22 protein-coding genes are annotated in these 22,948 nt (G+C 74.6%); 9 read left to right on the top strand and 13 right to left on the bottom strand.

The annotated features are described in order from the left end of the window. Positions 1–126: 126 nt before the first annotated feature. Genes hemL through ccsB form a run of 6 tightly spaced genes read left to right on the top strand, consistent with a single transcriptional unit; the run spans position 127 to position 6,048 of the window. Positions 127–1,446 carry a glutamate-1-semialdehyde 2,1-aminomutase gene (gene hemL, locus G9H72_RS02675; RefSeq protein ID WP_166166937.1) on the top strand — a complete coding sequence of 440 codons (1,320 nt, stop codon included), beginning with the start codon at positions 127–129 and terminating at the stop codon, positions 1,444–1,446. Next, positions 1,439–2,083 (top strand): histidine phosphatase family protein, encoded by a 645-nt coding sequence (locus G9H72_RS02670; RefSeq protein ID WP_166166934.1) that lies wholly within the window; start codon positions 1,439–1,441, stop codon positions 2,081–2,083. The genes hemL and G9H72_RS02670 overlap by 8 nt, the downstream gene beginning before the upstream one ends. Further along, positions 2,080–2,694, top strand: a complete 615-nt coding sequence (locus G9H72_RS02665; RefSeq protein ID WP_166166929.1) for a TlpA family protein disulfide reductase — start codon at positions 2,080–2,082, stop codon at positions 2,692–2,694. The genes G9H72_RS02670 and G9H72_RS02665 overlap by 4 nt, the downstream gene beginning before the upstream one ends. Next, entirely contained in the window at positions 2,691–3,470 is a 780-nt protein-coding gene (locus G9H72_RS02660; RefSeq protein WP_166166926.1) for a cytochrome c biogenesis CcdA family protein, read from the top strand. The genes G9H72_RS02665 and G9H72_RS02660 overlap by 4 nt, the downstream gene beginning before the upstream one ends. Before the next feature lie 2 nt (positions 3,471–3,472). Beyond that, positions 3,473–5,074 carry a cytochrome c biogenesis protein ResB gene (resB, locus tag G9H72_RS02655; protein ID WP_166166923.1) on the top strand — a complete coding sequence of 534 codons (1,602 nt, stop codon included), beginning with the start codon at positions 3,473–3,475 and terminating at the stop codon, positions 5,072–5,074. Then, a complete protein-coding gene (gene ccsB / locus G9H72_RS02650; protein WP_331271910.1) occupies positions 5,071–6,048 on the top strand; it encodes a c-type cytochrome biogenesis protein CcsB in 978 nt (325 codons plus the stop codon). The genes resB and ccsB overlap by 4 nt, the downstream gene beginning before the upstream one ends. A 149-nt stretch (positions 6,049–6,197) precedes the next feature. On the opposite strand, the gene G9H72_RS02645 is transcribed toward ccsB, so the two are convergent. Then, positions 6,198–6,575 carry a PLD nuclease N-terminal domain-containing protein gene (locus G9H72_RS02645; RefSeq protein ID WP_166166920.1) on the bottom strand — a complete coding sequence of 126 codons (378 nt, stop codon included), beginning with the start codon at positions 6,573–6,575 and terminating at the stop codon, positions 6,198–6,200. A 68-nt stretch (positions 6,576–6,643) separates the two neighbouring features. On the opposite strand from G9H72_RS02645, the gene G9H72_RS02640 reads away from it, so the two are divergent. Beyond that, the gene (locus G9H72_RS02640; RefSeq protein ID WP_166166917.1) at positions 6,644–6,889 is read left to right on the top strand and encodes a DUF4229 domain-containing protein; all 246 of its coding nucleotides are present in this window, start codon (positions 6,644–6,646) and stop codon (positions 6,887–6,889) included. Here the strand turns inward: G9H72_RS02640 and G9H72_RS02635 are convergent, their stop codons facing one another. Genes G9H72_RS02635 through G9H72_RS02620 form a run of 4 tightly spaced genes read right to left on the bottom strand, consistent with a single transcriptional unit; the run spans position 6,890 to position 11,935 of the window. Continuing rightward, positions 6,890–7,288 carry a hypothetical protein gene (locus G9H72_RS02635; protein WP_166166914.1) on the bottom strand — a complete coding sequence of 133 codons (399 nt, stop codon included), beginning with the start codon at positions 7,286–7,288 and terminating at the stop codon, positions 6,890–6,892. Further along, a complete protein-coding gene (locus G9H72_RS02630; RefSeq protein WP_166166911.1) occupies positions 7,285–8,607 on the bottom strand; it encodes a phytase in 1,323 nt (440 codons plus the stop codon). The genes G9H72_RS02635 and G9H72_RS02630 overlap by 4 nt, the downstream gene beginning before the upstream one ends. 53 nt (positions 8,608–8,660) lie before the next feature. Next, the gene (locus G9H72_RS02625; RefSeq protein WP_166166908.1) at positions 8,661–10,310 is read right to left on the bottom strand and encodes a phosphatidylinositol-specific phospholipase C1-like protein; all 1,650 of its coding nucleotides are present in this window, start codon (positions 10,308–10,310) and stop codon (positions 8,661–8,663) included. A gap of 35 nt (positions 10,311–10,345) precedes the next feature. Next, positions 10,346–11,935: an alkaline phosphatase D family protein gene (locus G9H72_RS02620; RefSeq protein ID WP_166166905.1), complete on the bottom strand. Its 1,590-nt coding sequence runs from the start codon at positions 11,933–11,935 to the stop codon at positions 10,346–10,348. Between the two features lie 168 nt (positions 11,936–12,103). Here G9H72_RS02620 and G9H72_RS02615 point away from each other — a divergent pair, with 168 nt between their 5' ends. Then, entirely contained in the window at positions 12,104–13,078 is a 975-nt protein-coding gene (locus tag G9H72_RS02615) for a YhjD/YihY/BrkB family envelope integrity protein (protein WP_166166902.1), read from the top strand. Position 13,079: 1 nt separating this feature from the next. After that, positions 13,080–13,697 carry a pentapeptide repeat-containing protein gene (locus G9H72_RS02610; RefSeq protein WP_331271909.1) on the top strand — a complete coding sequence of 206 codons (618 nt, stop codon included), beginning with the start codon at positions 13,080–13,082 and terminating at the stop codon, positions 13,695–13,697. Position 13,698: 1 nt separating this feature from the next. Here G9H72_RS02610 and G9H72_RS02605 read toward each other — a convergent pair whose 3' ends face one another. The 8 genes from G9H72_RS02605 to G9H72_RS02570 form a co-directional block, all read right to left on the bottom strand. Beyond that, the gene (locus tag G9H72_RS02605) at positions 13,699–14,457 is read right to left on the bottom strand and encodes a class E sortase (RefSeq protein WP_166166900.1); all 759 of its coding nucleotides are present in this window, start codon (positions 14,455–14,457) and stop codon (positions 13,699–13,701) included. Positions 14,458–14,496: 39 nt separating this feature from the next. Continuing rightward, positions 14,497–16,431, bottom strand: a complete 1,935-nt coding sequence (locus G9H72_RS02600) for a methyl-accepting chemotaxis protein (RefSeq protein ID WP_166166897.1) — start codon at positions 16,429–16,431, stop codon at positions 14,497–14,499. Positions 16,432–16,572: 141 nt separating this feature from the next. Next, positions 16,573–16,842: a hypothetical protein gene (locus G9H72_RS02595; RefSeq protein ID WP_166166894.1), complete on the bottom strand. Its 270-nt coding sequence runs from the start codon at positions 16,840–16,842 to the stop codon at positions 16,573–16,575. A 38-nt stretch (positions 16,843–16,880) separates the two neighbouring features. After that, the gene (locus G9H72_RS21205; protein WP_166166891.1) at positions 16,881–17,756 is read right to left on the bottom strand and encodes a 1,4-dihydroxy-2-naphthoate polyprenyltransferase; all 876 of its coding nucleotides are present in this window, start codon (positions 17,754–17,756) and stop codon (positions 16,881–16,883) included. Beyond that, a complete protein-coding gene (gene menE / locus G9H72_RS21200) occupies positions 17,753–18,946 on the bottom strand; it encodes an o-succinylbenzoate--CoA ligase (protein ID WP_166166888.1) in 1,194 nt (397 codons plus the stop codon). The genes G9H72_RS21205 and menE overlap by 4 nt, the downstream gene beginning before the upstream one ends. A 98-nt stretch (positions 18,947–19,044) precedes the next feature. After that, positions 19,045–20,688, bottom strand: a complete 1,644-nt coding sequence (locus tag G9H72_RS02580; protein ID WP_331271908.1) for an amidase — start codon at positions 20,686–20,688, stop codon at positions 19,045–19,047. 658 nt (positions 20,689–21,346) lie between these two features. After that, positions 21,347–21,691 carry an FAD-binding protein gene (locus G9H72_RS22770; RefSeq protein ID WP_166166885.1) on the bottom strand — a complete coding sequence of 115 codons (345 nt, stop codon included), beginning with the start codon at positions 21,689–21,691 and terminating at the stop codon, positions 21,347–21,349. A gap of 224 nt (positions 21,692–21,915) precedes the next feature. Next, a complete protein-coding gene (locus G9H72_RS02570) occupies positions 21,916–22,863 on the bottom strand; it encodes an NmrA/HSCARG family protein (protein WP_166166882.1) in 948 nt (315 codons plus the stop codon). Positions 22,864–22,948: the final 85 nt, after the last annotated feature.

Here is a 22,948-nt window from a genome sequence, read left to right as displayed (position 1 = left end):
GTTCCGGTCTGGACCCATTGTGCGCGCGGGTCGGCGGTGCTTGCGAACGCCTTGCGCGGTGCCGGGCGCGGGGAGCGTGGTGGACGCCACGCGCGCCATCGGCCCGGCAGCAGGGAGAATGTCCCTGTGCGATCCCGCGACGACGCGTCGACCTCGGCCACCCTCTTCGAGCGCGCGCTGGCCGTGAGCCCGGGCGGGGTCAACTCCCCGGTGCGCGCCTTCCGCGCGGTGGGCGGCGTCCCGCGTTTCTTCGTCAAGGGCGAGGGGGCCTACCTCACCGACGCCGACGGCCACGACTACGTCGACCTGGTCTGCTCGTGGGGCCCGCTCCTGCTGGGCCACGCGCACCCGGCCGTGGTCGAGGCGGTCACCCGGCAGGCGGCGCTCGGGACGTCGTACGGCGCGCCCACCGTGAACGAGCTCGAGCTGGCCGAGGAGATCGTCGCCCGCATCGACCCCGTCGAGCAGGTCCGGCTGGTCAGCTCGGGCACCGAGGCCACCATGTCGGCGGTCCGGCTCGCCCGCGCCGCGACCGGCCGCGACACGGTGATCAAGTTCGCGGGCCACTACCACGGCCACTCCGACAGCCTGCTCGTCGACGCCGGCAGCGGGGTCGCCACGCTCGGCATCCCGGGCACCCCGGGGGTGACGGCCGGTGCGGCGGCCGACACGGTCGTGGTCGCCTACAACGACCTCGAGGCGGTGCGGGCTGCCTTCGCGGCCGCGGACGGGAAGGTCGCCTGCGTCATCACCGAGGCCGCCGCCGGCAACATGGGCGTGGTCCCGCCGCGGCCGGGCTTCACGCAGGGGCTGCGCGACCTGTGCGACGAGCAGGGCGCGCTGCTGATCAGCGACGAGGTGATGACCGGGTTCCGCGTGTCGCCCGCCGGCTGGTTCGGCCTGGAGGGCGTGCGGCCCGACCTGCTGACCTTCGGCAAGGTCATGGGCGGAGGCTTCCCGGCGGCCGCCTTCGGGGGACGGGCCGACCTCATGGGGCAGTTGGCGCCGGCCGGGCCGGTCTACCAGGCCGGCACCCTCTCCGGGAACCCCGTCGCCACCGCCGCCGGTCTCGCCACGCTGCGCGCCGCCGACGCCGAGGCGTACGCCCGGGTCGACCGGTCCGCCCAGGAGCTCGCCGCACTGGCCTCGTCCGCCCTGGCCGCGGAGGGCGTCGCGCACCGCGTGCAGTTCGCGGGCAACATGTTCAGCATCTTCTTCACCGCGGACGAGGTCGTCGACTACGCCGGCGCGAAGGCCCAGCAGGCCTGGCGCTACGGCCCGTTCTTCCACGCCATGCTGGGTGCCGGGGTGTACCTGCCCCCCTCGGCCTTCGAGGCGTGGTTCCTGTCCGCCGCGCACGACTCGGCCGCGCTCGCCCGGGTCGCGGAGGCGCTGCCCACCGCCGCCAAGGCCGCTGCAGCGGCGAAGGAGCCCTCCCGTGGCTGAGCAGGAGACCACCCGCGTCCATCTCGTGCGCCACGGCGAGGTGTTCAACCCGCGCGGCGTGCTCTACGGCCGGCTGCCCGGCTACTCGCTGTCCGACCTCGGCCGGGCGATGGCCGTGCGGGTGGGCGAGGCGCTCGGCGGCCGCGACATCGTCGACGTCACCGCCTCCCCGCTCGAGCGGGCCCAGGAGACCGCTCGGCCGCTGGCCGACCGGCTCGGGCTCGGCATCGGCACCGACGCGCGGGTGATCGAGGCGGGCAACCGGTTCGAGGGCAAGACGTTCGGGGTGGGCGACGGCTCGCTCAAGCGGCCCGAGGTCTGGCCGCTGCTGGTCGACCCGTTCCGCCCCTCGTGGGGGGAGCCGTACCTCGGGATCGCCACGCGCATGCGGGCGGCCGTCGCCGACGCCCGGGCCCGGGCACGCGGCCACGAGGCGGTGCTGGTGAGCCACCAGCTGCCGGTGTGGACCGCGCGATCCTCGTACGAGGGGCGCAAGCTCTTCCACGACCCGCGCCGCCGGCAGTGCGCGCTGGCCTCGGTGACGACGCTGGTGTGGAAGGGGGACAGGCTCGTGGCGGTGGAGTACTCCGAGCCGGCCGCCGACCTGGTCCCGGTGAAGGCGGGGTTCGGCGCATGAGCCGGGTGCGCGCCGCCGCGGCAGCCGTGCTGCTGCTCACCGTCGCCGGGTGCAGCGGGGGCGGGGAGGACGACGGCGTCAGCATCGGCGTCGACCGCGTGCAGTCCTGGCAGGACGTGTCCGAGCGGCGCGAGCTGCCGGCGCTCGCGGGACGGACGCGAGACGGTGAGCCGCTCGACCTGGCCGCGCTCAAGGGCTCGGTGGTCGTCCTCAACGTCTGGGGCTCCTGGTGCGGACCGTGCAAGGTCGAGGCGCCCGCCCTGGCGAAGGTCTCCAACGAGCTGATGCCGCAGGGGGTGCAGTTCGTCGGGCTCGACCTCGAGGGCTCCTACGGCGGCGGCAGGGCCGCGGCCGAGGCGTTCGAGAAGCAGTACGGCCTGACCTACCCGAGCATCTACGACACCGACGGCTCGGTGCTCGTGAAGCTGCGCGGCCTCGTGCCCCAGTCGCCGCCCTCGACGCTCGTGATCGACCCCGAGGGCCGCATCGCCGGCCGCGTCAGCGGCACGCTCGAGGACGAGTCGATCCTGCGCGGGCTGATCGCGGACGCCGGTGGCCCGGCCGAGTCGAGCTGGACGCCCGAGCCCGCGGCCACGGGGTCGCCCGGATGAGCACCGTGACCGACGTCGGCGCGGTGCTGGCGGGACCGGCCAGCACGGTCTCCTCCGGCCCGCTGGTGCTCGCGCTGCCGATCGCGGCCGCCGCCGGGCTGGTGTCCTTCCTCTCCCCCTGCGTGCTGCCGCTCGTCCCGGGCTACCTGTCCTACGTCACCGGGCTGTCCGGCGAGGAGATGGCCGAGCGGCGCCAGGGCCGCGTCGCCGCGGGCACGATCCTCTTCGTCGCGGGCTTCTCGGTCGTCTTCGTCCTGGAGTTCGTGCTCGTGCAGGCCGCCGCCGGCGCGTTCCTCCTCGAGCACGCGACCGCGCTGCAGCGGGTGATGGGCGTGTTCACGATCCTGCTCGGCCTCGCCTTCGCCGGTGCCCTGCCGGGGATGTCGCGCGAGTGGCGGCTGCACAAGCGCCCCGCCGTCGGCCTGGCCGGCGCGCCCCTGCTCGGCGGGCTGTTCGCGCTGGGCTGGGCGCCGTGCATCGGCCCGACCCTCGGGGCCGTCATGGCGCTCTCGCTCGCCGACGGCGGCGGCCAGGGCCGCGGGCTGGGGCTCGCGCTCGCGTACTGCGCCGGGCTGGGCATCCCGTTCCTGGTCGCCGGCCTCGCCTACCGGCGGGCCCTCGGCGCGATGAAGCTGGTCCGCACGCACTCGCAGTGGGTGCTCCGCGCGGGCGGCGCGATGCTGGTCGCCGTCGGGGTCCTGCTGGTGACCGGCACCTGGGCCGACCTCGTCTCCGAGCTCCGCGCGAGCTACGCCGACTTCGTCCCGACGCTGTGACCGTGACCACCGGGGCCGCCACCGACAGCGCCGGCGCCCCCGCCCCGCCCCCCTCGGCCCCGCCGGAGGCCGCCCTCGGCGCGGTCGGCTGGCTGCGCTGGGGCTGGCGGACGCTCACCTCGATGCGTACGGCCCTGCTGCTCCTGCTGCTGCTCGCCGTCGTCGCGGTGCCCGGCTCGGTGCTGCCGCAGCGCTCGTCCGCCCCGGACGAGGTGGCGACCTGGATCGAGGAGCACGGCCGGCTCGGCGAGCTCGTCGACCGGCTCGGCGGCTTCAACGTCTACTCCTCGCCGTGGTTCGCGGCGGTCTACCTGCTGCTGTTCACCTCGCTCGTGGGGTGCGTCATCCCGCGCACGCGGGTGCACTGGAAGGCGCTGCGCTCGCGTCCGCCGGCGACGCCGCGGCGGCTGGAGCGGCTGCCCGTGCACCGGTCCTTCGTGGTCGACGGGCCGCCGGAGCAGGTGCTCGGGGCGGCGCGCGAGCAGCTGCGCGGCTTCCGCGTCGAGGCGTACCCACAGTCCCTGGCGGCGGAGAGGGGCTACGCCAAGGAGAGCGCCAACCTGCTCTTCCACGTCGCCCTGCTGCTCCTGCTCGTCACGGTCGCGGTCGGCCAGCTGGTCGGCTACACCGCCAACAAGGTCGTCGTCGAGGGCGGCTCGTTCGTCAACGCCGCGGGGCAGTACGACTCGGTCCGCTCGGGCGCGCGCTTCGACGGGGACAGCTTGCCGCCCTTCAAGGTCACGCTCGACCGACTCGACGTGCGCTACGAGCAGGACGGCCCGCGCATCGGCGAGCCCCGGCGCTTCGACGCGAACGTCACGTGGAGCCACGAGGCCGGCACCGGCAGCGCGTCGGTCGCGCCCAACCACCCGCTGGAGATCGACGGCACCAAGGTCTTCCTCACCGGCAACGGCTACGCGCCGGTCTTCCGGGTCACGGACTCGACCGGGACCGTCGTCTACGAGGGGCCGCAGCCGTTCCTCCCGCGCGACACCAACATGACCTCGCTGGGGGCGGTGAAGGCGCCGTCGGCCGCCGGGGGCGGGCTGGCGTTCAGCGGGTTCTTCCTGCCGACCGCGACCGTCGACGACGTGCTCGGCCCGATCTCGACCTATCCGGACCTCGTCGAGCCGAAGGTCTTCCTCAACGCCTACCGGGGCGCGGAGGACGGGCGCGCGGCGGGCTCGGTCTTCACCCTCGACACCGAGGGGCTCGACCGGGTCGAGGTCGACGGCCAGCCCTGGCTCGCCCAGCTGGCGGTCGGGGAGTCGGCCACGTTGCCCGACGGGCAGGGGACGATCGAGCTCCTCGACGTCATCCGCTTCGCCAACTTCCAGGTCTCCGACACGACGGGCAACGGCCCGACCCTGGCCGCCGCGGTGCTCGCGCTCGTGGGCCTCATGGGCTCGCTGCTGCTGCGGCGGCGCCGGGTCTGGGTCCGCGCGACTCCCGGGGACGATGGGCGTACCGTCGTGGAGGTCGCGGGCCTCGGCAAGGGCGACGCCGACGGCCTCGTCGCCGAGGTCGAGCGGGTCACCGACGGGCTCCGCACGTCCCCGGGCACCCTCGACACCCACCGAACCATCGAGCAGGAGCGCCAGTGAGCGTCGCCGAACTCAGTCTCGACCTCGTCTACGCCGCGATGGCGGTGTACGCGCTCGCGATGCTCTGCTCCTTCGTGGAGCTGGCGCTCGGCCGGCCGGTGCCGGCCGCGGCCGCAGCGCCGGTGCCCGCCCAGGCCGCGGCCCGCCGTGCCGCGCCCGCCGAGGGAGACCTGCTCACGAAGGAGCGCCCGCCGGCCGCGCCCGCCGTGCCTCCGGCCGGGCCGGCCCCGGACTCGGCGCGCTGGGGCCGCATCGCGGTCTCCTTCACCGTCGTCGCCGCGCTCCTGCACCTCGCCGCGCTCGTCAGCCGCGGCATCGCAGCCACGCGTGCCCCCTGGGGCAACATGTACGAGTTCGCGGTCGCGGGCTCGTTCGCCGCCGTCGCCGTCTTCCTGGTCGCACTGCGCCGCTGGCCGATCCGGCTGGCCGGCGCGGTCGTCGTGCCCTTCGTGCTCCTGGTCCTCGGTCTCGCTGTCACCGTGCTCTACACCGAGCCCGAGGAGCTCGTCCCCTCGCTGCAGTCGTACTGGCTGGTCATCCACGTCGCGGCCGCGATCGTGGCCACCGGAGGGTTCACGCTCGGCGCCGTGCTGTCGGCTGCGCACTGGTGGCGGACCCGCACGGGCGACGAGAAGCGGCTGGCGGGCATCGCGGTGCCGCCCGCGCAGCGGCTCGACACCTGGGCGTACCGCGTGCACGTCTTCACGTTCCCGGTGTGGACGTTCGCGGTCATGGCCGGCGCGATCTGGGCGGAGAACGCGTGGGGCCGCTACTGGGGCTGGGACCCCAAGGAGACCTGGGCGCTCATCACCTGGATCGTCTACGCGGGCTACCTGCACGCCCGGGCGACCACGGGCTGGCGCGGCTGGAAGTCCGACGCGATCGCGCTCGTGGGCTATGCCGCGCTGATGTTCAACTTCATCGGCGTGAACGTCTGGCTGGGCGGCATCCACTCGGGCTACGCGCAGGTCTGACCGCCGCTCGACGCACGTCGGTGCCCGCTGCCGGAGGAACGGCAGCGGGCGCCGACGTCCGTGCCACCGGTCCTCGGCCTCGCCAGGGCATGGGCGCCCGCTGCTGCGGACGCGACAGCCAGTGCCGCCCGAGGGACGTGGGGGACGGCTCAGGGGCGGCGGTCGTCGTCGCCGCCCTCCTCGCGGCGCAGCTTCTCCTCACGCGCCTTGAGGTCCTGCTCGAGCTTGTGCAGCCGCAGCCGCTCCAGGAAGTTCGGGTCGTCGTCCGGCGCGACGGGGCGGGAGCCGCCGTAGGGGCCGGCGGGCCCGGCGGCGTACGGCTGCCCGTTGCCCGCCGGGCGCTGGCGCCGCCGGTCCTTGCCCGCGAAGATCCAGACCAGCGAGCCGACCAGCGGGATGAGCAGCATGAAGAGGACCCAGAGCACCTTGGGCATGCCCTTGATGTCCTCCTCCCGGGTCTGGAGGCAGTCGACCAGCGCCCACACGAGCAGGGCGAGCGGGATCAGGACGGTGAGTACCCTCAGCACAGGCCCAGCGTAGGCCGGTTGCACCCGGTACGGCAGGCCGGCGAGCTCAGGCGGCGTACGCTCGGGGTGTGCAGCGCCACCCCGTCCTCGTGTTCTTCGCCATGCGCACTGCGCTCCTCGTCGTGGTGGCGCTCGTCCTGTCGCTCATGGGCGTGAACGGCGTGCTGGCCCTGCTCATCGCGCTGGTCGTGTCGAGCATCCTCAGCCTCAAGCTGCTGTCCAAGCAGCGCGACGCGGTCTCCGAGGCGATCGCGGCGCGCCTGGACCGCACCCGCGGCCGGCTCGACTCGGCCGCGGCGTCCGAGGACGAGTAGTCACGCACTCCGGCCGATCACGGCCCGTTTGGTGAGCAGCGCAGCGGCGACCAGCGCCCGGACTCCGGCGGCACCCGCCGCAAGGGCGAGCAGCACGGTCATGTCCCAGGACGTCGGCCCTGCCCCGACCACGTTCCCCGCGTCGTTCTCGTAGCGGCGGCGCATGCCGAGCGGCCACCACACCCGCTCCACGTCGACCGCGCGGTGGGGCGCCCCCGGAGCGCCCTCGGGCGGGGACAGCGTGCAGATCTTGCCGGGGCTGCCGACGACCTGCCCCCGCGGCAGGACGATCGCGACCAGGCTCAGCAGGGCGCACGTCGGCACCACGACGACCCCCGCCAGCAGCCACGGGAGCCCCGGGGCGCGCAGCCGGGCGCGCCCCACGGGCAGCTCCCTCACCGCAGCGTCATCTGCACGTCCTGCCAGTCGACGAGCTTGAAGTTCGTGTCGGTCCGCTCGTCGCCCTCGGCGTCGACGGTGCGGGGCGTGTTCTCCCCGTCGTGGACGACGAGCATCCCGTTCGGGAACGCGGGGCCGAGCGGAGTCGTGGTGACCGCGGCGCCATCGCTGTGCTGGACGCCGTCCACCGTGCCGTCCGTGACCTCCACCCGGCCGACCAGCCGCGGCGAGGCGTGCCGCAGCGCGAAGACCGCGAACGTGCTGTCGCCCTGGCTCGACGCGAGGAGCAGGTCCCGCCCGCCCGCGCTGCGGGCGATCGTCAGCCCCTCGGCGTCGGCCTCCAGCACGGCGCCGGCTGCCGGGGTGCCTCCGCCGGTCGGCACGCACTCCTCGGTCTCCTCGTCGAACTCGGCCTCGAGCCCGAAGCTGCGCGTCTTCTCGACCAGCTTCGGCTTCCCGAACCCGCTGGCGCTCAGGGGTACCCGCCAGACGCCGACGTCCTCCTGGGCGGCGTACAGCGTGTCCGTCTCGCCGTCGACGACCATGCCCTCGACCTGCGGGCGCTCGCCCGGGTCCTGGCACGGGGACCAGGTGCCGCCGGCCACGGCGAAGCGCGCAGGCAGGTCGACGGAGGCGGCCGGGGCGTACGTCAGAAGGCCGCCGACCGCGCGGAGCGCGAAGAGCCCGATCCGCGTCTCGTGCCGGCGGCTGACGACCGCGTAGGGCAGCCCGCCGCCGGGCGCGGCGCGCAGGGCGAGCCCGTACCCGGTGCGCTGCCCCTCCACGTCCGCCTCGGTGGCGCTGAACAACCGCGGGACGTCGGGGGCGGTGACGTCCCGGAGCACCGCGTCGCCGGCGGCGGATCCGCGCGGGTCGATGAGGTAGAAGCGCAGCCGGTCGCGTCCCCGGTCGGTCACGACGGCGATGTCGGCGGTGCCGTTCCCCCAGGCGACCCGCTGCAGGATGTCGACGTTGTTGAAGCGGCCGGCCTCCAGCCCCTCGCCCGGCGCCGGAGGCGTGGAAACGTGCTGCAGCGTGCGGCCGGCGAGGTCGAACACCGTCAGGCCGCCGTTCTTCAGCGTCCCCAGCACGACGCTCTGCGCCGGCTCCGTCGGCGACACCCAGATCGCCGGGTCGTCCGCGTCGGCGTCGCCCCCGGCCGCGTCGTCGAAGCTGGACGCCGTCTCGGCCCTGGCCGTGACCGGGTGCAGAGCGAGCTTGTCGCTCGCGGCGGAGCCCGTCCCGGGGACGCCGAGCACGGCGAGCCCGGGCAGGGCGGACACGGCGAGCACCCGACGCACTGCAGTCCAGCGCAGCATGGATTCCTTCCGGAGAAGCACGGATCGGTGAAGCGAGCTTGGTGAAGCCCAGGTCAGCGGGCAGGGCTGAGCACGACGCGGTCGAGGCTGATCCGGTAGCTCGTGGCGGCGGCGTTCCTGCCCACGGCGGTGGCCGTCAGCTCGTGTCGCCCACCGCGCAGGTCGAGCGTCCCCAGGTCGATCAGCTCCGACAGCCGGATCGTCGGGGCGTACGTGTCCACCGGCCCGCCGACCGGCTTGCCGTCGACGCTGATCTGCACCTGCGAGTACTCGGCCTTCTGTGTGAACGCCGCCCGCAGGGCGAAACGCCCGCCCTTGCCGGTCAGGTTGAAGGGCACCGTGAACGACTGGCCCGCACGTGTCGAGCTCATCCAGAGGTGCGCTCCGCCGGACCAGGCGATGCCGCTGGAGTTGCCCGACGCCTCGAGCGGTGCGTCGTTGCGCAGCGCCGGCAGCAGGTCCTCCGCCTCGAAGGCGAAGCCGCCGTCGTTCGGGGCTGCCGCGGCGCTACGCGGCTCCTCGAGGTCGTCGTCCCGGCACCGGCTCGTCGCGGTGACCGGGTTGCAGCGCACGGGGACGCCACCGGGCAGCTCCGCGACGAAGTCGGTGCCGTAGCGGGCCGCCATGCCGGCCACCGGGAAGTCGGTGCTGATGAGCTGGGCGCCGCTCGAGAGGGCGGCGTCGCGCATCCCGGTGTCCCCCGAGCTGACGGTGGAGATCGGCTCGTCCGAGCGCGTGCGCACGTAGTAGCCCTTCCTCACCGCCTCGCGGATCTGGTGGAAGCCGGACGAGGTCGGGTTGTTGAGCTTCAGGAAAGCCGCGTCCGGCTGGCCGGCGAGAGAGTTCGTGAACGCGGCGCGCCCCTGCAGGACGTCGCGGCCGCCGGACCGGTAGGCGTCGCGGATCGCACCGCCCTGGTCCATGAGGAAGAACACCTTCCCCCGCGAGCCCTCGAGCTTCGGCCAGCCGTCCTCGAGCACGGCCTGCTCCAGCGTCGCGTGCGCGCCGCGCACGTCGTCGGGCGTGATCAGGTCGCCGGGCGCGAAGACCGACCGGATCTCGGCGTCCATCTCGTCCAGGCCGGCTGCGTCCCAGGCCGGCGCGGTGACCCCACCGGCGCGCACCACGGCGGCGTCGGAGGTCTTGAGCTCCACCATGATCGGGATCGGCACGTGGTCGGGGTGGGCGTCGGACCAGGACTTCACCTGCGTGAGGCAGTCCCTGAACGTCCAGCAGGTGCTGTTGTAGTCGAAGTCCGCGACGTGCAGCACCTTGATGCCGGGCTGCGACATCGCCGTGGCAGCCGGGTGCTCGGGGGAGAGGCCGGCGAGACGGCGTATTAGGGGGGCCTTGTACAGCCCGCCCTGCGGGTCGCGGAACAGGTCGAGCTCGAGCCCGCGAACGGCCTGCCGCTCCAGCTGGTCAGCGATGCCCGCGTGGGCGTACCAGAGGTTGCGGTTGGCCGCCCCGGAGGCGAGCTGTACCTGCTTCTCGGCCTCCGACAGCTCCCGGTGGTACGTGTTGTGCGTACCCATGATCTGCAGATCGGTGATCCGCAGGTCCTTGTCGCGTCCGTGCCGGTCGGCAGCCACAGCGGGGCCGGAGGCGGTCAGCATGGTCGGTGCGGCGGCGGTCGTCACCAGCGCCGCCAGCGCCAGGCCCGCGCGGGTGGCACGGCGGCGGTGCAGGGCAGGAAGGGGCATGGCTGGCCTCCGGAGGGCTCGCTGCTGAAGGGGGCTCAAATGCGGCGGGCGCCGGGCACCCGGTCGTCCACCACGAAGGACGCGTGGGTGTACGCGCGCGCGTCCCGCCGGCTCACCGTGTCGACCATCTGCAGGTCGGTGCGCCACTGGTCGCGGCCGACGGTGCAGCGCACGTGCCCCCGGCGGTCACCGTCGAAGAACCTGATGTGCGGGTTGAAACCGATCATGGGCCCGTAGTACGGGCCGTAGACCGGCGCGTCACCGTTGGTCGAGATCGACGTCCCGACGAACTCGGTCGCCACCACCGGCGAGTCCGGGGCGTCGAAGTCGCGCTTGACGTCGTTGACGAACGTGGAGTGCCAGTCGCCGGTCACGAAGACCGCGTTGCGCACCCCGACGTCCTGGATGTGGCCCGTCAGCCGGTTGCGCGCCGCGGGGAAGCCGTCCCACGCGTCGTGCCAGAGCAGCTCGCCCTTCGCGCCGTCGTGGTCGAGCCGGGCCGCCATGACGTTGTTGCCGAGGATGTTCCAGCGGGCCGTGGACGCGGTGAGCCCGTCGAGGAGCCACTTCTCCTGCGGTCGGCCGAGCATGGTGATCTCGGGGTCGTACGCGGCGGCACAGGCCTGCGCCTCGCCCCAGCCGCAGGGCGGCACGTCGCGGTACTGCCGCCCGTCGAGCATGTCCAGCTGGGCGAGGTCGCCGTACTGGATCCGCCGGTAGAGGGTCATGTTGCCGTCGACCGGGATGGAGCGCCGGCGCAGCGGCTGGTGCTCGTAGTAGGCCTGGTACGCCGCGGCCCGCAGGGCGGAGATGTCCGGCTGCCGGTTTGCCTCGGTGCCGGCGTAGTCGTTGACGACCTCGTGGTCGTCCCAGGTGACCAGGAACGGGTGCGCGGCGTGCGCCGCCTGCAGGTCCGGGTCGCTCTTGTAGAGCGCGTAGCGCATGCGCCACTGGTCGAGGGTGCGCGGCGCCGGGCGGGCGGCGGCCGGGACGGGCGTACGCCGGTTGCCGCCGTCGGCGCCGATGGAGCCCTCGTAGACGTAGTCGCCGAGGTGGACGACCAGGTCGAGGTCGTCCTCCGCGATGAAGCGGTAGGACGGGTAGTAGCCGCTGCTGTAGTCCTGACAGGAGACGAACGCGAACGTCAGGTCGTTCACCGCAGCACCGGGCGCGGGCAGGGTCCGGGTGCGCGCGACCGGCGTGTAGTGGCCGTGGTAGCGGAACTGGTAGTAGTACTCGCGGTCCGGCTGCAGCCCCTCGACCTCCACGTGCACCGAGTGCCCGAGGGCAGGGCTGACCCGCGCCGTCCCGTGCCGGACGCTTCTCGTCATCGCCGGGTCGGAGGCGACCCGCCAGTGCACGTTCGTCGTCTTCTCGCGCATGCCGTAGCCCGGCTCGAACGGCCGTGGGGCGAGCCGCGTCCAGAGCACGACGCCGTCGGACGTGGGGTCGCCGGACGCGACGCCGAGCGTGAACGGGTATTCGTCCTTCTCGCGGACCGCGGCGAAGGCGCTGAGCTCCGCGGGCACCTGGGCGGCGACCGCCAGGCCCGCGACGCCCCCGACCGCGGCGAGGAAGCGGCGGCGGTCGAGCGCGGCGTCGGGACGAGAAGGCGGGGTCGGCATGCGCACGGGTCTAGTGGCCGTTGCTGCTGTCCGGGTGGCCGCAGCCTTACGCCGGGACGAACCGGACGCGTCCGGTCGGGGCTGCGCGGCCCGCGCGGCCTGGGGGCGCCCCCCAGGCCCGTGATCACCGCACAGTTCCGGAGCGCAAGCATCGGGAATGCTGCACCCATGTCGCTCACGGAGCGTCTGGACCGTTTCCAGCGCCGCCATCCCGCAGCCGGGTTCCCGCTCGCCGTGGTCTACAAGTTCTTCGACGACCACGGCAACTACCTGGCCGCCCTGATCACGTACTACGTCATCGTCGCGGTGCTGCCGGTGCTCCTGCTGCTGTCGACGCTGCTCAGCGTCCTGCTCGACAACTATCCCGAGCTGCAGGTCCAGGTCCGCGACTCCGCGCTGTCCCAGTTCCCGGTCATCGGGCCGCAGCTGCAGACCCCGGAACAGCTCAGCGGCGGAACGGCCGGCGTCGTCATCGCGGTCGTCGTCGGCCTCTACGGCGGGACCGGCGCGGCGCAGGCGGTGCAGCACGCGATGAACACCGCGTGGAGGGTGCCGCGCAACAGCCGGCCCAATCCGATCATGGCCCGCCTGCGCGGGCTGCTACTGCTGGCCACGCTGGGCCTGGCCGTCCTCGGCACGACGGTGCTGTCGGCGCTCGGCGCGACGGCCGGGTCGTACGGCGCGGACCTCGACGACCTCATCCGGGTGCTCGTGCTCCTCGCGTCCGTGGTGGTGAACACCGGGGTCTTCCTGCTGGCGTTCCTCGTCGCGACGGCACGTCGGCTGCGGGTACGCGACATCGCGCCGGGCGCCGTGGCCGCTGCTGTCGTCTGGCAGCTGTTGCAGACCTTCGGCGCGGTCTACGTGGGCCGGGTGGTCAAGGCCGCGAGCGACACCAACGGCGTCTTCGCCCTCATGCTCGGCCTGATCGCGTTCGTCTACCTTGCCGCCATGGCTGTCGTCCTCTGCGTCGAGCTGAACGTCGTCCGGGTCGACCGGCTGCACCCGCGCGCCCTGCTGACCCCGTTCACGGACGCGGTCGACCTGACGCCCGGCGACAAGGCCGCCTACACCACCCAGGCGCAGGCCCAGCGCGCCAAGGGGTTCGAGGAGGTCGACGTGACGTTCCGGCCGAGGAGCTGACGTGGCCCTGCCCGAGGCGGTCCCCGCCGGTGGTGAGGTGCGCGGCGCCGACTGGGACGGGCTCGACCTGTCGGGGCGGACGTTCACCTCGGTGACCTTCGTCGACGTCGACCTCACCGAGGCGTCCAGCGTGGGCGCGACGTTCACCGGCTGCACGTTCCGCGCATGCCAGCTCAACGCCTCCCGGCACGCCGACTCGGCGTTCCTGAGCTGCACCTTCACGAGCTGCTCGTTCTTCGACGCCGCGCTCACCCGCTGCAAGCTGACCGGCAGCGCCTTCTCCCGCTGCACGTTCGACCTGCTGCGGGTGGAGGGGGGCGACTGGTCGTTCGCGGGCCTGGCAGCGGCGGACCTGCGCAAGGCGTCCTTCGACGGCGTCCGCATGCGTGAAGCCGACCTCAGTGCTGCCAAGTGCGCCGGTGCGGTCCTGCGGGGTCTGGACCTGTCCGGGGCCACGCTGCACCGAGCCGACCTCTCCCGGTGCGACCTGCGCGGCTCGGACCTCTCGGGGGTCGACCCGCTCGGGGTCGAGCTGCGCGGCGCGGTCGTCGACGTGCAGCAGGCCGTCGTCCTCGTCCGCGCCCTCGGCCTCGAGGTGCGGCCGGACGACGACGGCTGACTCAGAGCTCCCGGCTCGACCTCAGCACGCCGATCTTGTCGATGCGGTGCTCCGGGTTGTCGAACTGGTCGGACCAGTAGTTGCCCTCGGCGTGGTCCTCCGGGGTGGCGCACGTGGAGATGGTGATCATCGCCTTCGTCGGCTTCCGGCCGGGGAAGCCGGGCACCGCGGCGCGCTGGCGGGCGAGCGACGTCCGCGAGCGGAAGGACGTCTCGCGGGTGCCGGTGATGACGTACGTGTAGGCGACCCCGTCGGAGGTGACGGTGACCGTGTCCCCCTCCTCGAGCGCCGGCAGCTCACGGAAGACCCCTCCGGCGGACAGCCGGTGCCCGGTGACGAGGTAGTTGCCGATCTCCCCGGGCCCGACGCCGCCGGCCGTTCCTCGCGGGCTGGCCGCTACCCCGCGGTTCTGGATGCGCGTGCCCGGCGCGTCGTCGGTGGTGCCGGTGTAGGGGACGACCTTCAGCCCGCGCAGGCCCAGCGCCGGGATCGACATCGACGCGGTCACGACGCGCGTGCGTGCGGGCGAGGCGCTGGGCGCCGGCCGGGGCGTACGCCGCGGCTGAGAGCGCTCGGGGCTGGGGCTGGGGCCGGGCGGGGTGGCGGCTGCGGCTGGCGAGGGCGACGAGGGCGACGTGGCCGCTGCCTGCTGCACCGAGCCGGGCTCGTCGCCGTACGCGCACCCGGCGAGGCCGAGGGTGAGGGCCGCGGCGAGCAGGGCGTGACGGCGCAGGTCGCGGGGCGGACGTCTCGGGGCCATGGTTAACGGTACGCGCCGGGCGCGGCGCGCGGGCCTGCCTCAGACGGTGAAGCGGGCGACCGCCGCGCGCAGTTGCTCGGCGTTGCCACTGAGCCCCTCCGCGACCGTGCGCGTCGTCGCCGCGCTCTCCTCGACCGCGCGGGCCGACCGCGCGGCAGCCTCGACGCTGCCGGCGATGCGCGCGCTCGCCCCGGCGACATCCCCGACGTTGCGGGCCATCTCGCCGGTGGCCGCGTCCTGCTCCTCGACGGCGGCGGCGATCGACTGCTGGATGTCGGCGATCTGCACCACCACCTGGGCGGAGGCGTCGATCGACCCGACGGCCACCCGCGCGTCGTCCTGGATGCCCGCGACGCGGGCGACGATCTCCTCGGCCGCTGCGGCCGTCTGCTGCGCGAGCTGCTTGACCTCCTCGGCCACGACCGCGAAGCCGCGGCCGGCCTCGCCGGCGCGGGCGGCCTCGATCGTGGCGTTGAGCGCGAGCAGATGGGTCTGCTCCGCGACCGCGGTGACGACCTTGACCACCGTGCCGATCTCCTCGCTGGTGCGCCCGAGCCGGGCCACCAGCTCGCTGCTGCCGCGGGTCGACGCGACCGCGGACGCCGCGACGGCGGTCGCTGCGGACGAGCCCTGGGCGATCTCGCGGATGGCGGCGCCGATCTCGGTCGTGCCCTGCGCGACCGTGTCGGCGGACGTCGTGACCGTGCGCACCTCCTGCGCCGCGGACGCGGTCTCGCCCGCGGCGGTACGCGAGGCGTCGAAGAGGTCGCCGGAGGCGTTGCGCAGCGTGCCGGCGGCGCTCGACACGGCCTCGGCGTTCGACGTGATGGCCTGCATGGTGCCCGTCAGGGACTCGGCCGCCTCGTTGAGCGCGCGGCCCATCGCGCCCACCTCGTCCGAGGTGTCGACGGCGACCCGGACCGTGAGGTCGCCCTCGCGGATCCGGTCGAGCGCCTGGCGGGTGCGGCGCAGCGGCGGCACCGTCGACAGGTAGCACCCGGCCAGCAGGTACGCGAACAGCAGCAGCGCGGCCCCCGTCACGCCCTGCACGACCCGCTTGGCGGAGACGAACCCGTCGATCCGGGTCTCCAGCAGCCGGTCCAGGTCCGTCACGAGGCGGTCGGAGAGCCCGGCCACGGCGCTCGTCGCCGCCTCGGCCGCCGGCACGGGGATCGCGTCGATGCGCCCGTCGGCCACCGCCGCCGTGACGGTGTCGAGGACGTCCTGGGCGGCACCGGCAGCCGTGGTGACCTGCGCCCCGACCTGCCGCAGCTGCCCGTCCGCGGTCTCCCGCGTCGAGGTCTGCAGACCGGTCGTCACCGCGGTCAGCGTCGTGGTCAGCGTGCCCGTCGAGACCGCGAGCGAGACGCGCGCGGCGTCGAGCTCGGCCGCGGAGCCGTCCTGCCGGGCGACCGCGGCCCGGTCCACGGCACCGGCGGCCGTGTCGAGCAGGAGCGGCAGCCGGAACATCACCGCGTCCATCACGTAGTAGGAGTCCAGGTCCGGGTCGAGCGTCAGGTTGGACCCGTCCGACGTCGCCACGACGAGAGCGAGCAGAGCGCTGGTCGCTGCGCTCCATCCGGCGTACGCGGTCGCCGGGCCGCCCGAGGCGCTCGCCGCTGTCAGCGCCTTCGACGCGGCCTCCCACTCGTCGGTCACGCCGAGCTCCCCGCCGAGCCGGGCGGTGGCGTCCTCGACCGCAGCCACCCGGCCGGCGAGGTCCGGAAGGGCCTGGCCGGAGACGGCCGCGTGGCGCGCGTCGACGGCGCCCGCGAGCAGCTGCAGGACCGGCCGGGCGTACTCGACACCGACCCGCTCCTTGGCGCTGAAGCCGGTCTGCGCGTTCTGCGCGGAGAGGTACTGCTGTGCCACGAAGCCCAGCGGGAGCAGCAGGACGACGGTCAGGGCGGCGAGCTTGCCCGCGTAGGGGAGCCGGGCGGTCAGAGCGCGGGCGGGGCGGACGAGCGACTGCACCCTCAGGGCCTTCCGTCGCGGCCGCCGTCCGACCGGTTCCGCCAACCATCGGCCGCTCGCGCCAGCTACTGAGCAGCCGGCCCTGTCGCGGTCGTCACGCCACCCCGTGGGCCGCGGGCGGGGAGGACCTCGAGGGGGCGCTCAGGCCCGCAGCCGTGCCACCACGGCGTCCGGGAACCCCGGGACCCGGTGCGCCAGCTCGGTCAGCCCGATCGTGCCCGACAGCCCCGCGAGCTCGGCGGCCGGCAGCCCGTCGAGCACCCGGCGCAGCAGCAGCGGCTCCTGCACGGTCGTCAGCCCCAGCTCCTCGAGCAGCCGGGGATCGACGGTGACGCGCAGCGTCCGCTCCCCGAGCGTCGCGCAGTAGGCGTGCTCCCCGTCGGCGGTCACGTCGATGTCGTCGGCATGCATGGGGTGTTCCTATCCCATGGGAAGGGGCGGCGCGAGCGCTAGGAGAGCGCGAGCCCCAGCCCGAGCAGCGCGCCGTACGCCAGCTGCAGCTTGCCGGTGCCCGCGAGCGCGGGGACGAGGTCACGGCCCAGGGCGCCTCCGAGCACGACCCGGAGCGGCCCGAGGGCGAGCGGCGCGGCGAGCAGGGCGAGCAGCGGCCACGGCCCGGCCAGGAGGGCCAGCGCCACCGGGGCGGCCGCGCCGACGGCGAGCAGCGCGGCGTACAGCAGCCGGCTGCGGCGGTCGCCCATCGTGACGGCCAGCGTCCGCTTGCCCGAGACGGTGTCGGTCGGGATGTCGCGCAGGTTGTTGGCCACGAGCAGGGCGCAGGCCAGCGCGCCGACGGGCAGCGCGGCGACGACGGACTCGGCCGGCACCCGCTCGGCCTGGGCGAAGGTCGTGCCGACGACCGCGACCAGGCCGAAGAAGACGAAGACGGCGATCTCGCCGAGGCCGCGGTAGCCGTACGGCTTGGAGGTGCCGGTGTAGCCCCAGGCGGCCGCGATGCAGACCGCGCCCACGCCCACCAGCCACCAGGCGCCCGTGGCGACGACCAGTGCGAGCCCCGCGATCGCGCCGACCCCGAAGGACGCGAACGCAGCGGCCTTGACCGCGGCGGGGCGGGCTGCGCCGGAGCCGACCAGGCGGAACGGGCCGACGCGGTTCTCGTCCGTCCCGCGGATGCCGTCGCTGTAGTCGTTGGCGTAGTTGACCCCGACCTGCAGGGCCAGGGCGACCACCCCCGCGACGACGGCACGCCAGGCGACCGCTCCGTCGACGGCGGCGGCCGCGCCGGTGCCCACGAGGACCGGGGCGACCGCCGCGGGGAGCGTGCGCGGGCGGGAGCCGGAGACCCACTGGGCGGCGGTCGTCACGGCCGTGCCCCCCGCAACGCGGCCCGGTCGACCTTTCCCGACGGCAGCAGGGGGAGCGCGGGCAGCAGCACGAGCTCGCGCGGGGCCGCGGCCCGGCCGGCGCGGTCGCGCACGGCCGCCCGTACGTCGTCCAGCGCCGGCGGCGCCGCCGGGTCCGTCGGCACCACGGCCAGCAGCACGCGTTCTCCCCACTCCGGGTCCGGCCGCGAGAACGCGGCGGCCTCGCGGACGCCGGGGTGCCCCGCCGCCGCGTCCTCGACGGCCGCCAGCGCGACCTTCTCCCCGCCCGTGACGACGACGTCGTCGGCCCGGCCGAGGACGCGCAGGCGCCCGTCGGCGGCACGCTCGCCGAGGTCGTCGGTGCGGAAGCCCGCGGGCCCGAACCGCTCGGCGGTGAGGCCGGGACGCAGCCGGTACCCCGCGGCGACGACGGGCCCGGACAGCACGATGCGGCCGTCGTCCTCGAGGGCCACGCCGACCCCGTCCAGCGGTGCCCCGTCGTAGACGCAGCCCCCGCACGTCTCGGACATGCCGTAGGTCGTCACCACCCGCACGCCGGCCGAGCGGGCCCGCGCCAGCAGGGCGGTGGGCGTCGCCGCGCCGCCGACGAGGACGGCGTCGTAGGACGTGAGGGCGGCGTGTGCGGCCGGGCCGCCGTCGAGAAGCCGCGTCAGCTGGGTGGGGACGAGCGAGGTGTACGCCCGGGGCGCGCGCCGCCGCAGCCGGCCCGTGGCGGCGACGAAGGCCTCGCAGGTGAAGCCCGCGGCCACGTCGAGCACCTCCGGCTCGGTCCCCGCGAGCAGCGACCGGGCGACGACCTGCAGGCCGGCGACGTGACCGACGCCGAGCGCCAGCAGCCAGTGGGCCGGGCCGCCGAGCCGCTGTGCCGTCGCCGCGGCTGATGCCTGAAGAGCGCTTCGCTGAAGCAGGGATCCCTTGGGGTCGCCGGTCGAGCCGCTGGTGGGGACGACCACGACGACGTCGTCCCGTTCGAGCGGCGCGGCCGGGTCGTCCGGCCGGAGTGCGGCGAGGGCCCGGGCCCGGGCGGGCGCGGGCAGCGGCGGCAGGGGGAGCAGCGCGGGCCCGGTGCCGTCGAGGGCCGCGGCGAGCGCCGGGACGAAGGTGCGCACCACGTCCGTGCCGGTGGGCGCGGGCAGCGCGGTGAGCGGCGCGACGGAAGGCTGCGGCATGGCGTCCCCAGCGTACTGTCGCCGGCCGCGCCGCCGGGACGGCTGAGGCCCCGGCCGCCGGAGGGCGGGCCGGGGCCTCGTGGGCCGCCGGGCCGGGGCTAGCGGCGCAGCGCCGGCGTGCTGGCCGGCAGCGCGTGGTGCTTGGTGAGCTGCTCGTAGCTGTAGCCCATCCCGAGCAGCGTCGGCTCGCTGAACGGCAGGCCGAGCAGCTCGACGCCGACGGGCATGCCGCCGGGCGTGAGGCCTGCCGGGACGGTCAGGGCCGGGAAGCCGGTCTGCGCCGACAGGCCGCAGTTGCTTCCGGGCTGGGCCTCGCCGATCGTGCGGGCGACCTGCTTGATGGTCGGGTAGACCAGGGCGTCGAGGTCGTACGCCTCCATCAGCTCGCGGGTCAGCTGCTGCAGTTGCTGGCGGGCGAGCAGCTTGGCGGTGTAGGCGTCGTCCGGTCCCGATGTGCCGACCAGCGACCGCAGGAACGTCAGGACGCTCGGCGTGACCTCGCCCGAGTCGACGATGTCGGCGATCGTGAGCTTGTCCGCCGGCGCCACGCGGGCGGCGAGGGCCTTGTCGAAGCGCGCGCCCGGCTGGGCCAGGTAGCGGTTGAGGTCGCGCTCCATCTCGTCGGCGATCACGCCGGAGGCGCCGATGAGGCGGACCAGCTCCGGCTGGCCCGGCACCTCGAGCACGTACGCCCCGGCCCGCGCCATGTCCTTCGTGGCCTGCCGCACGAGGGTCGTCGTGGGCATCTCGTCCGGCGTCGTGCCGAGGAGGTCGGTCAGCAGCCCGACCCGCTTGCCCTTGAGCGCCCTGCCCTGCAGGGAGGAGGTGTAGCTCTTCGGGACCTGGCCGATGGAGGACGCGGTGACCGGGTCCTTGGGGTCGTAGCCGGCGGTCGCGTCCATCACCAGGGCGACGTCGCGTACGGACTTGCCGATCGGGCCGCCGACGTCCTGCGTCGCCGACATCGGGGCGATGCCGTCCCGGCTGGACAGGCCGAGGCTCGGGCGCAGGCCGACGAGGCTGTTCTGCGCGGCCGGGATGCGGATCGAGCCGCAGCTGTCCGAGCCGAGCCCGATGGCGCCGAAGCTCGCGGCGATCCCGGCGCCGGTACCGCCGCTGGAGCCACCGGGGTTGCGGGTCTGGTCGAACGGGTTGCGGGTCTGGCCGCCCAGGGAGCTGATGGAGGTGATGCCGGCGGCGTACTCGTGCAGGTTGGTCTTCGCGACGACGATCGCGCCCGCGGCGCGCAGCTTCGCCACCTGCGTGGCGTCGTCAGCGGGCCGGAAGTCCTCCAGCGCCTCGGACGCGCTCGTCGTGGGCATGTCGCCGGTGTCGTAGTTGTCCTTCACCAGGATCGGGATGCCGTGCAGCGCACCGCGGACCTTGCCGGACTTGCGCTCCGCGTCCAGCCGGCGCGCCTCGGCGAGCGCCGTCCGGCTCGTGGCGATGACGGCGTTGACGCCGGGCTGGCTGCCGTAGGCGTTCTCGTAGGCCTGGATCCGGTCGAGGTAGGCCTGGACGAGCTGGACTGACGTGACCTTGCCCTGCTTGAGCAGGGCCTGCAGCTCGGCGACGCCCATCGAGACGACGTCCTGCGCGACGGCCGCCGGGCTCAGCAGGGCAGGGGCGGGAGCCGGGGCCGCGGTGGCGGTGGCCGGAGCCACGAGCGAGGCCGCCAGACCGAGCGCGGCGAGGCCGGTCAGCCCCTTGCGGCGGGTGGAGAAGAGCGAAGAGGAATGCACGTCTGCCCTTTCGGGGGACGGGTCGGGGCGACCCGGTGGGGGGACGCGGCACACCTCACTAGGGGATTGTTCCGGGCAAGCATCTCCGGATTTGCCGGCGTGTTAATTAGTCGGGTGGCCCTCGTCACGGCGTGCAGAAGCAGGCAGTCGCGAGGCGCGGACGACGCTCGCTCCGACCGGGCCGCAGCTGCGCCCGCGCTCCGTCGTGATGGGCGCGACGTCCGCGGGCGAGACACCCCTCGGGCCCACCGTCTCCCGCACCCGCTGCACACGGGCGCGGGTCGCGTCGTCGTGCTGCGCTGCGGCTGCTCGAAGGAGTCGACGAAGCTCGGCGCAGTCCTGCCCGTGAGGTAAGGCTGCAGGGCGGAGCGTGCGGCCTGCAGGCCCACGGCGGCCCGTGCCGCGGTGCCGGGCGCGGCCAGCCCGACGGCGTCGTGGTGCAGCGGCAGGTCAGCCTCGGTGGACGCCGCCACTGCCCCGGTCGAGGGCGAGCACGCGATTGCCGGCCAGCGCCGGCGGCAGCGTGGGCAGCGGCACCGGCTCGATCTCTGCCTCCACGACACCCCGGAGCCACCGCCGCCACCGCGCAGCGCCCGGAACAGCTCCGGGCGCTCCGTGGCGCTGGTCTCGACGACCTGCCCGTCGGCCAGCACGACGGTCAGCGACCGCACGAGGTTCGCGGCGAGGCCGACGCGCCGGCCGGAGAAGCCGAGCCGCCGCCGGGCAGGTAGCCGATGACGCCGACCGTGGGGGAGGAGGACCCGTGCGGTGCGGTCAGGCCGTGGGGCAGCACCTCGGGCAGCACGTCGCCCCGGGTCCTGCCGGCCGGCACGCCCGCCGTGCGGGCGTGCGGGTCGACGCGTACCGGAGCATCGAGGACCGGGCGCACCAGCAGCGACCCCGCCAGCGGTCCGGTGCGCCCCTTGGCATGGCCGGTGGTGCTGATTCGTAGCGGGACTCGCGTACGGCGGGCGGTGGTGACGGCGTCGGCGATCTCGCGCACGCTGCGCGACGAAGGCCGCGGTGGGCTCGACGGGGACGGCGAGCGGGCACGCCGCGGTCGCCGCTTCGTGCTCCGCGCTCCCGGGCGGGCTGAAGGGTGCGAGGCCTCCGGGGGCGCCCGCGCCGCGGGTGCGGGACGTGGTGCCGGTGCTGCTCCCGGGCGCTCCTGCCGGCATGGGTGCGCGATGTGCGGGGAGGCGCCGGCTCGGCGGCGGAGCAGCGAGCTCAGCCGGGGACCCGGGCCCCGTGGGCGCGCAGGAAGTCGGGAAGGCTCAGGTGCTCGGGGTTGACCGCGCGCGCGGCCGCCACGTCCCGGCGCCCGGTGTAGGAGTCTGGGAACTCGGCGTAGTACTGGAACATGTTGGCCAGCTCCTCGGCGCCGGGGAAGGGGAAGGCACGGAACTGCGCGGCGGTGAGCGGCCGGTACGCCACCGGCTCACCGAGGACCGCGGTGAACGCGGCCGCCATCTGCCCCCCGGTGAGGACGTCGCCGACGGCGGGGACGGTGGCGCCGATGGTGGTGGCGGGCTGTTGCAGCACCCGCAGCACGACGCGGCCGATGTCGTCGGAGGCGATGCCGGCGACCGGGGCGTCCGCGACGGGCAGGTGCAGGGCGAGAGTGCCGTCCTCGTCGCGCTGCGGCGCGAGGTCGCCGAGCAGCTGGTCCCAGTAGAAGGACATCAGCACGTAGGTCACCGGTAGCCCGGACGCGGCGAAGAGGGCGTCGGCCGCGCCGCCCTTGACGTCGAAGTGCGGGACCCGGTAGCCGTCGAGGAAGGGCATCCGCTGGTCGTCGGCGGCGATGGCCTGCCGGGTGTCCTCCAAGGTGGACCACACCACGTGCTGCGGCCGCGCGGCCTGGGCCGCGGCGATGACGGTGCGCACCTCGGCCAGCTCACGCTCCGGGGAGCGGTGCTCCCAGAACGGGGTGACGACGAAGGCCCCGTACGCGCCGTCGAACGCTGTGCGCAGGCTGCTCTCGTCGGTCAGCTCCGCCTCGACCATCTCGGCGCCCAGCTCGCTCAGGGCCTGCGCTCTGGCGGAGGAGGCGTCGCGGGTCACGCCGCGGACCGCGAAGGTGCCCTCGGCCAGCAGGGCGCGGGCGACCGCGCCGCCCTGGGTGCCGGTGGCGCCGAGGACGGTGACGAGCTGCTGATCGGATGTCTGTGACATGGACATGGGTGTCTCCCGTCGGTTGGTGGCTCCGTCGGTCCGTGGGTTCCGTCGGTCCGTGGGTTCGGTCGGTCGGTGGGCGCGG

The sequence above is a fragment of the Motilibacter aurantiacus genome, from assembly GCF_011250645.1.
Classification (GTDB): domain Bacteria; phylum Actinomycetota; class Actinomycetes; order Motilibacterales; family Motilibacteraceae; genus Motilibacter_A; species Motilibacter_A aurantiacus.
Note: the sequence above shows the minus strand (reverse complement) of the source record. Positions and strands in the feature narration are given on the sequence as shown.

Excerpts from the sequence above, each read along its gene's own strand:
- G9H72_RS02620 (WP_166166905.1), bottom strand. The coding sequence starts at position 11,935 with ATGCCGACCCCGCCTTCTCGTCCCGACGCCGCGCTCGACCGCCGCCGC.
- G9H72_RS02605 (WP_166166900.1), bottom strand. The coding sequence starts at position 14,457 with ATGGCCCCGAGACGTCCGCCCCGCGACCTGCGCCGTCACGCCCTGCTC.
- G9H72_RS02630 (WP_166166911.1), bottom strand. The coding sequence starts at position 8,607 with ATGCTGCGCTGGACTGCAGTGCGTCGGGTGCTCGCCGTGTCCGCCCTG.
- G9H72_RS02615 (WP_166166902.1), top strand. The coding sequence starts at position 12,104 with ATGTCGCTCACGGAGCGTCTGGACCGTTTCCAGCGCCGCCATCCCGCA.
- G9H72_RS02660 (WP_166166926.1), top strand. The coding sequence starts at position 2,691 with ATGAGCACCGTGACCGACGTCGGCGCGGTGCTGGCGGGACCGGCCAGC.
- G9H72_RS02625 (WP_166166908.1), bottom strand. The coding sequence starts at position 10,310 with ATGCCCCTTCCTGCCCTGCACCGCCGCCGTGCCACCCGCGCGGGCCTG.
- menE (WP_166166888.1), bottom strand. The coding sequence starts at position 18,946 with ATGCCGCAGCCTTCCGTCGCGCCGCTCACCGCGCTGCCCGCGCCCACC.
- G9H72_RS02570 (WP_166166882.1), bottom strand. The coding sequence starts at position 22,863 with ATGTCACAGACATCCGATCAGCAGCTCGTCACCGTCCTCGGCGCCACC.
- G9H72_RS02665 (WP_166166929.1), top strand. The coding sequence starts at position 2,080 with ATGAGCCGGGTGCGCGCCGCCGCGGCAGCCGTGCTGCTGCTCACCGTC.
- G9H72_RS02595 (WP_166166894.1), bottom strand. The coding sequence starts at position 16,842 with ATGCATGCCGACGACATCGACGTGACCGCCGACGGGGAGCACGCCTAC.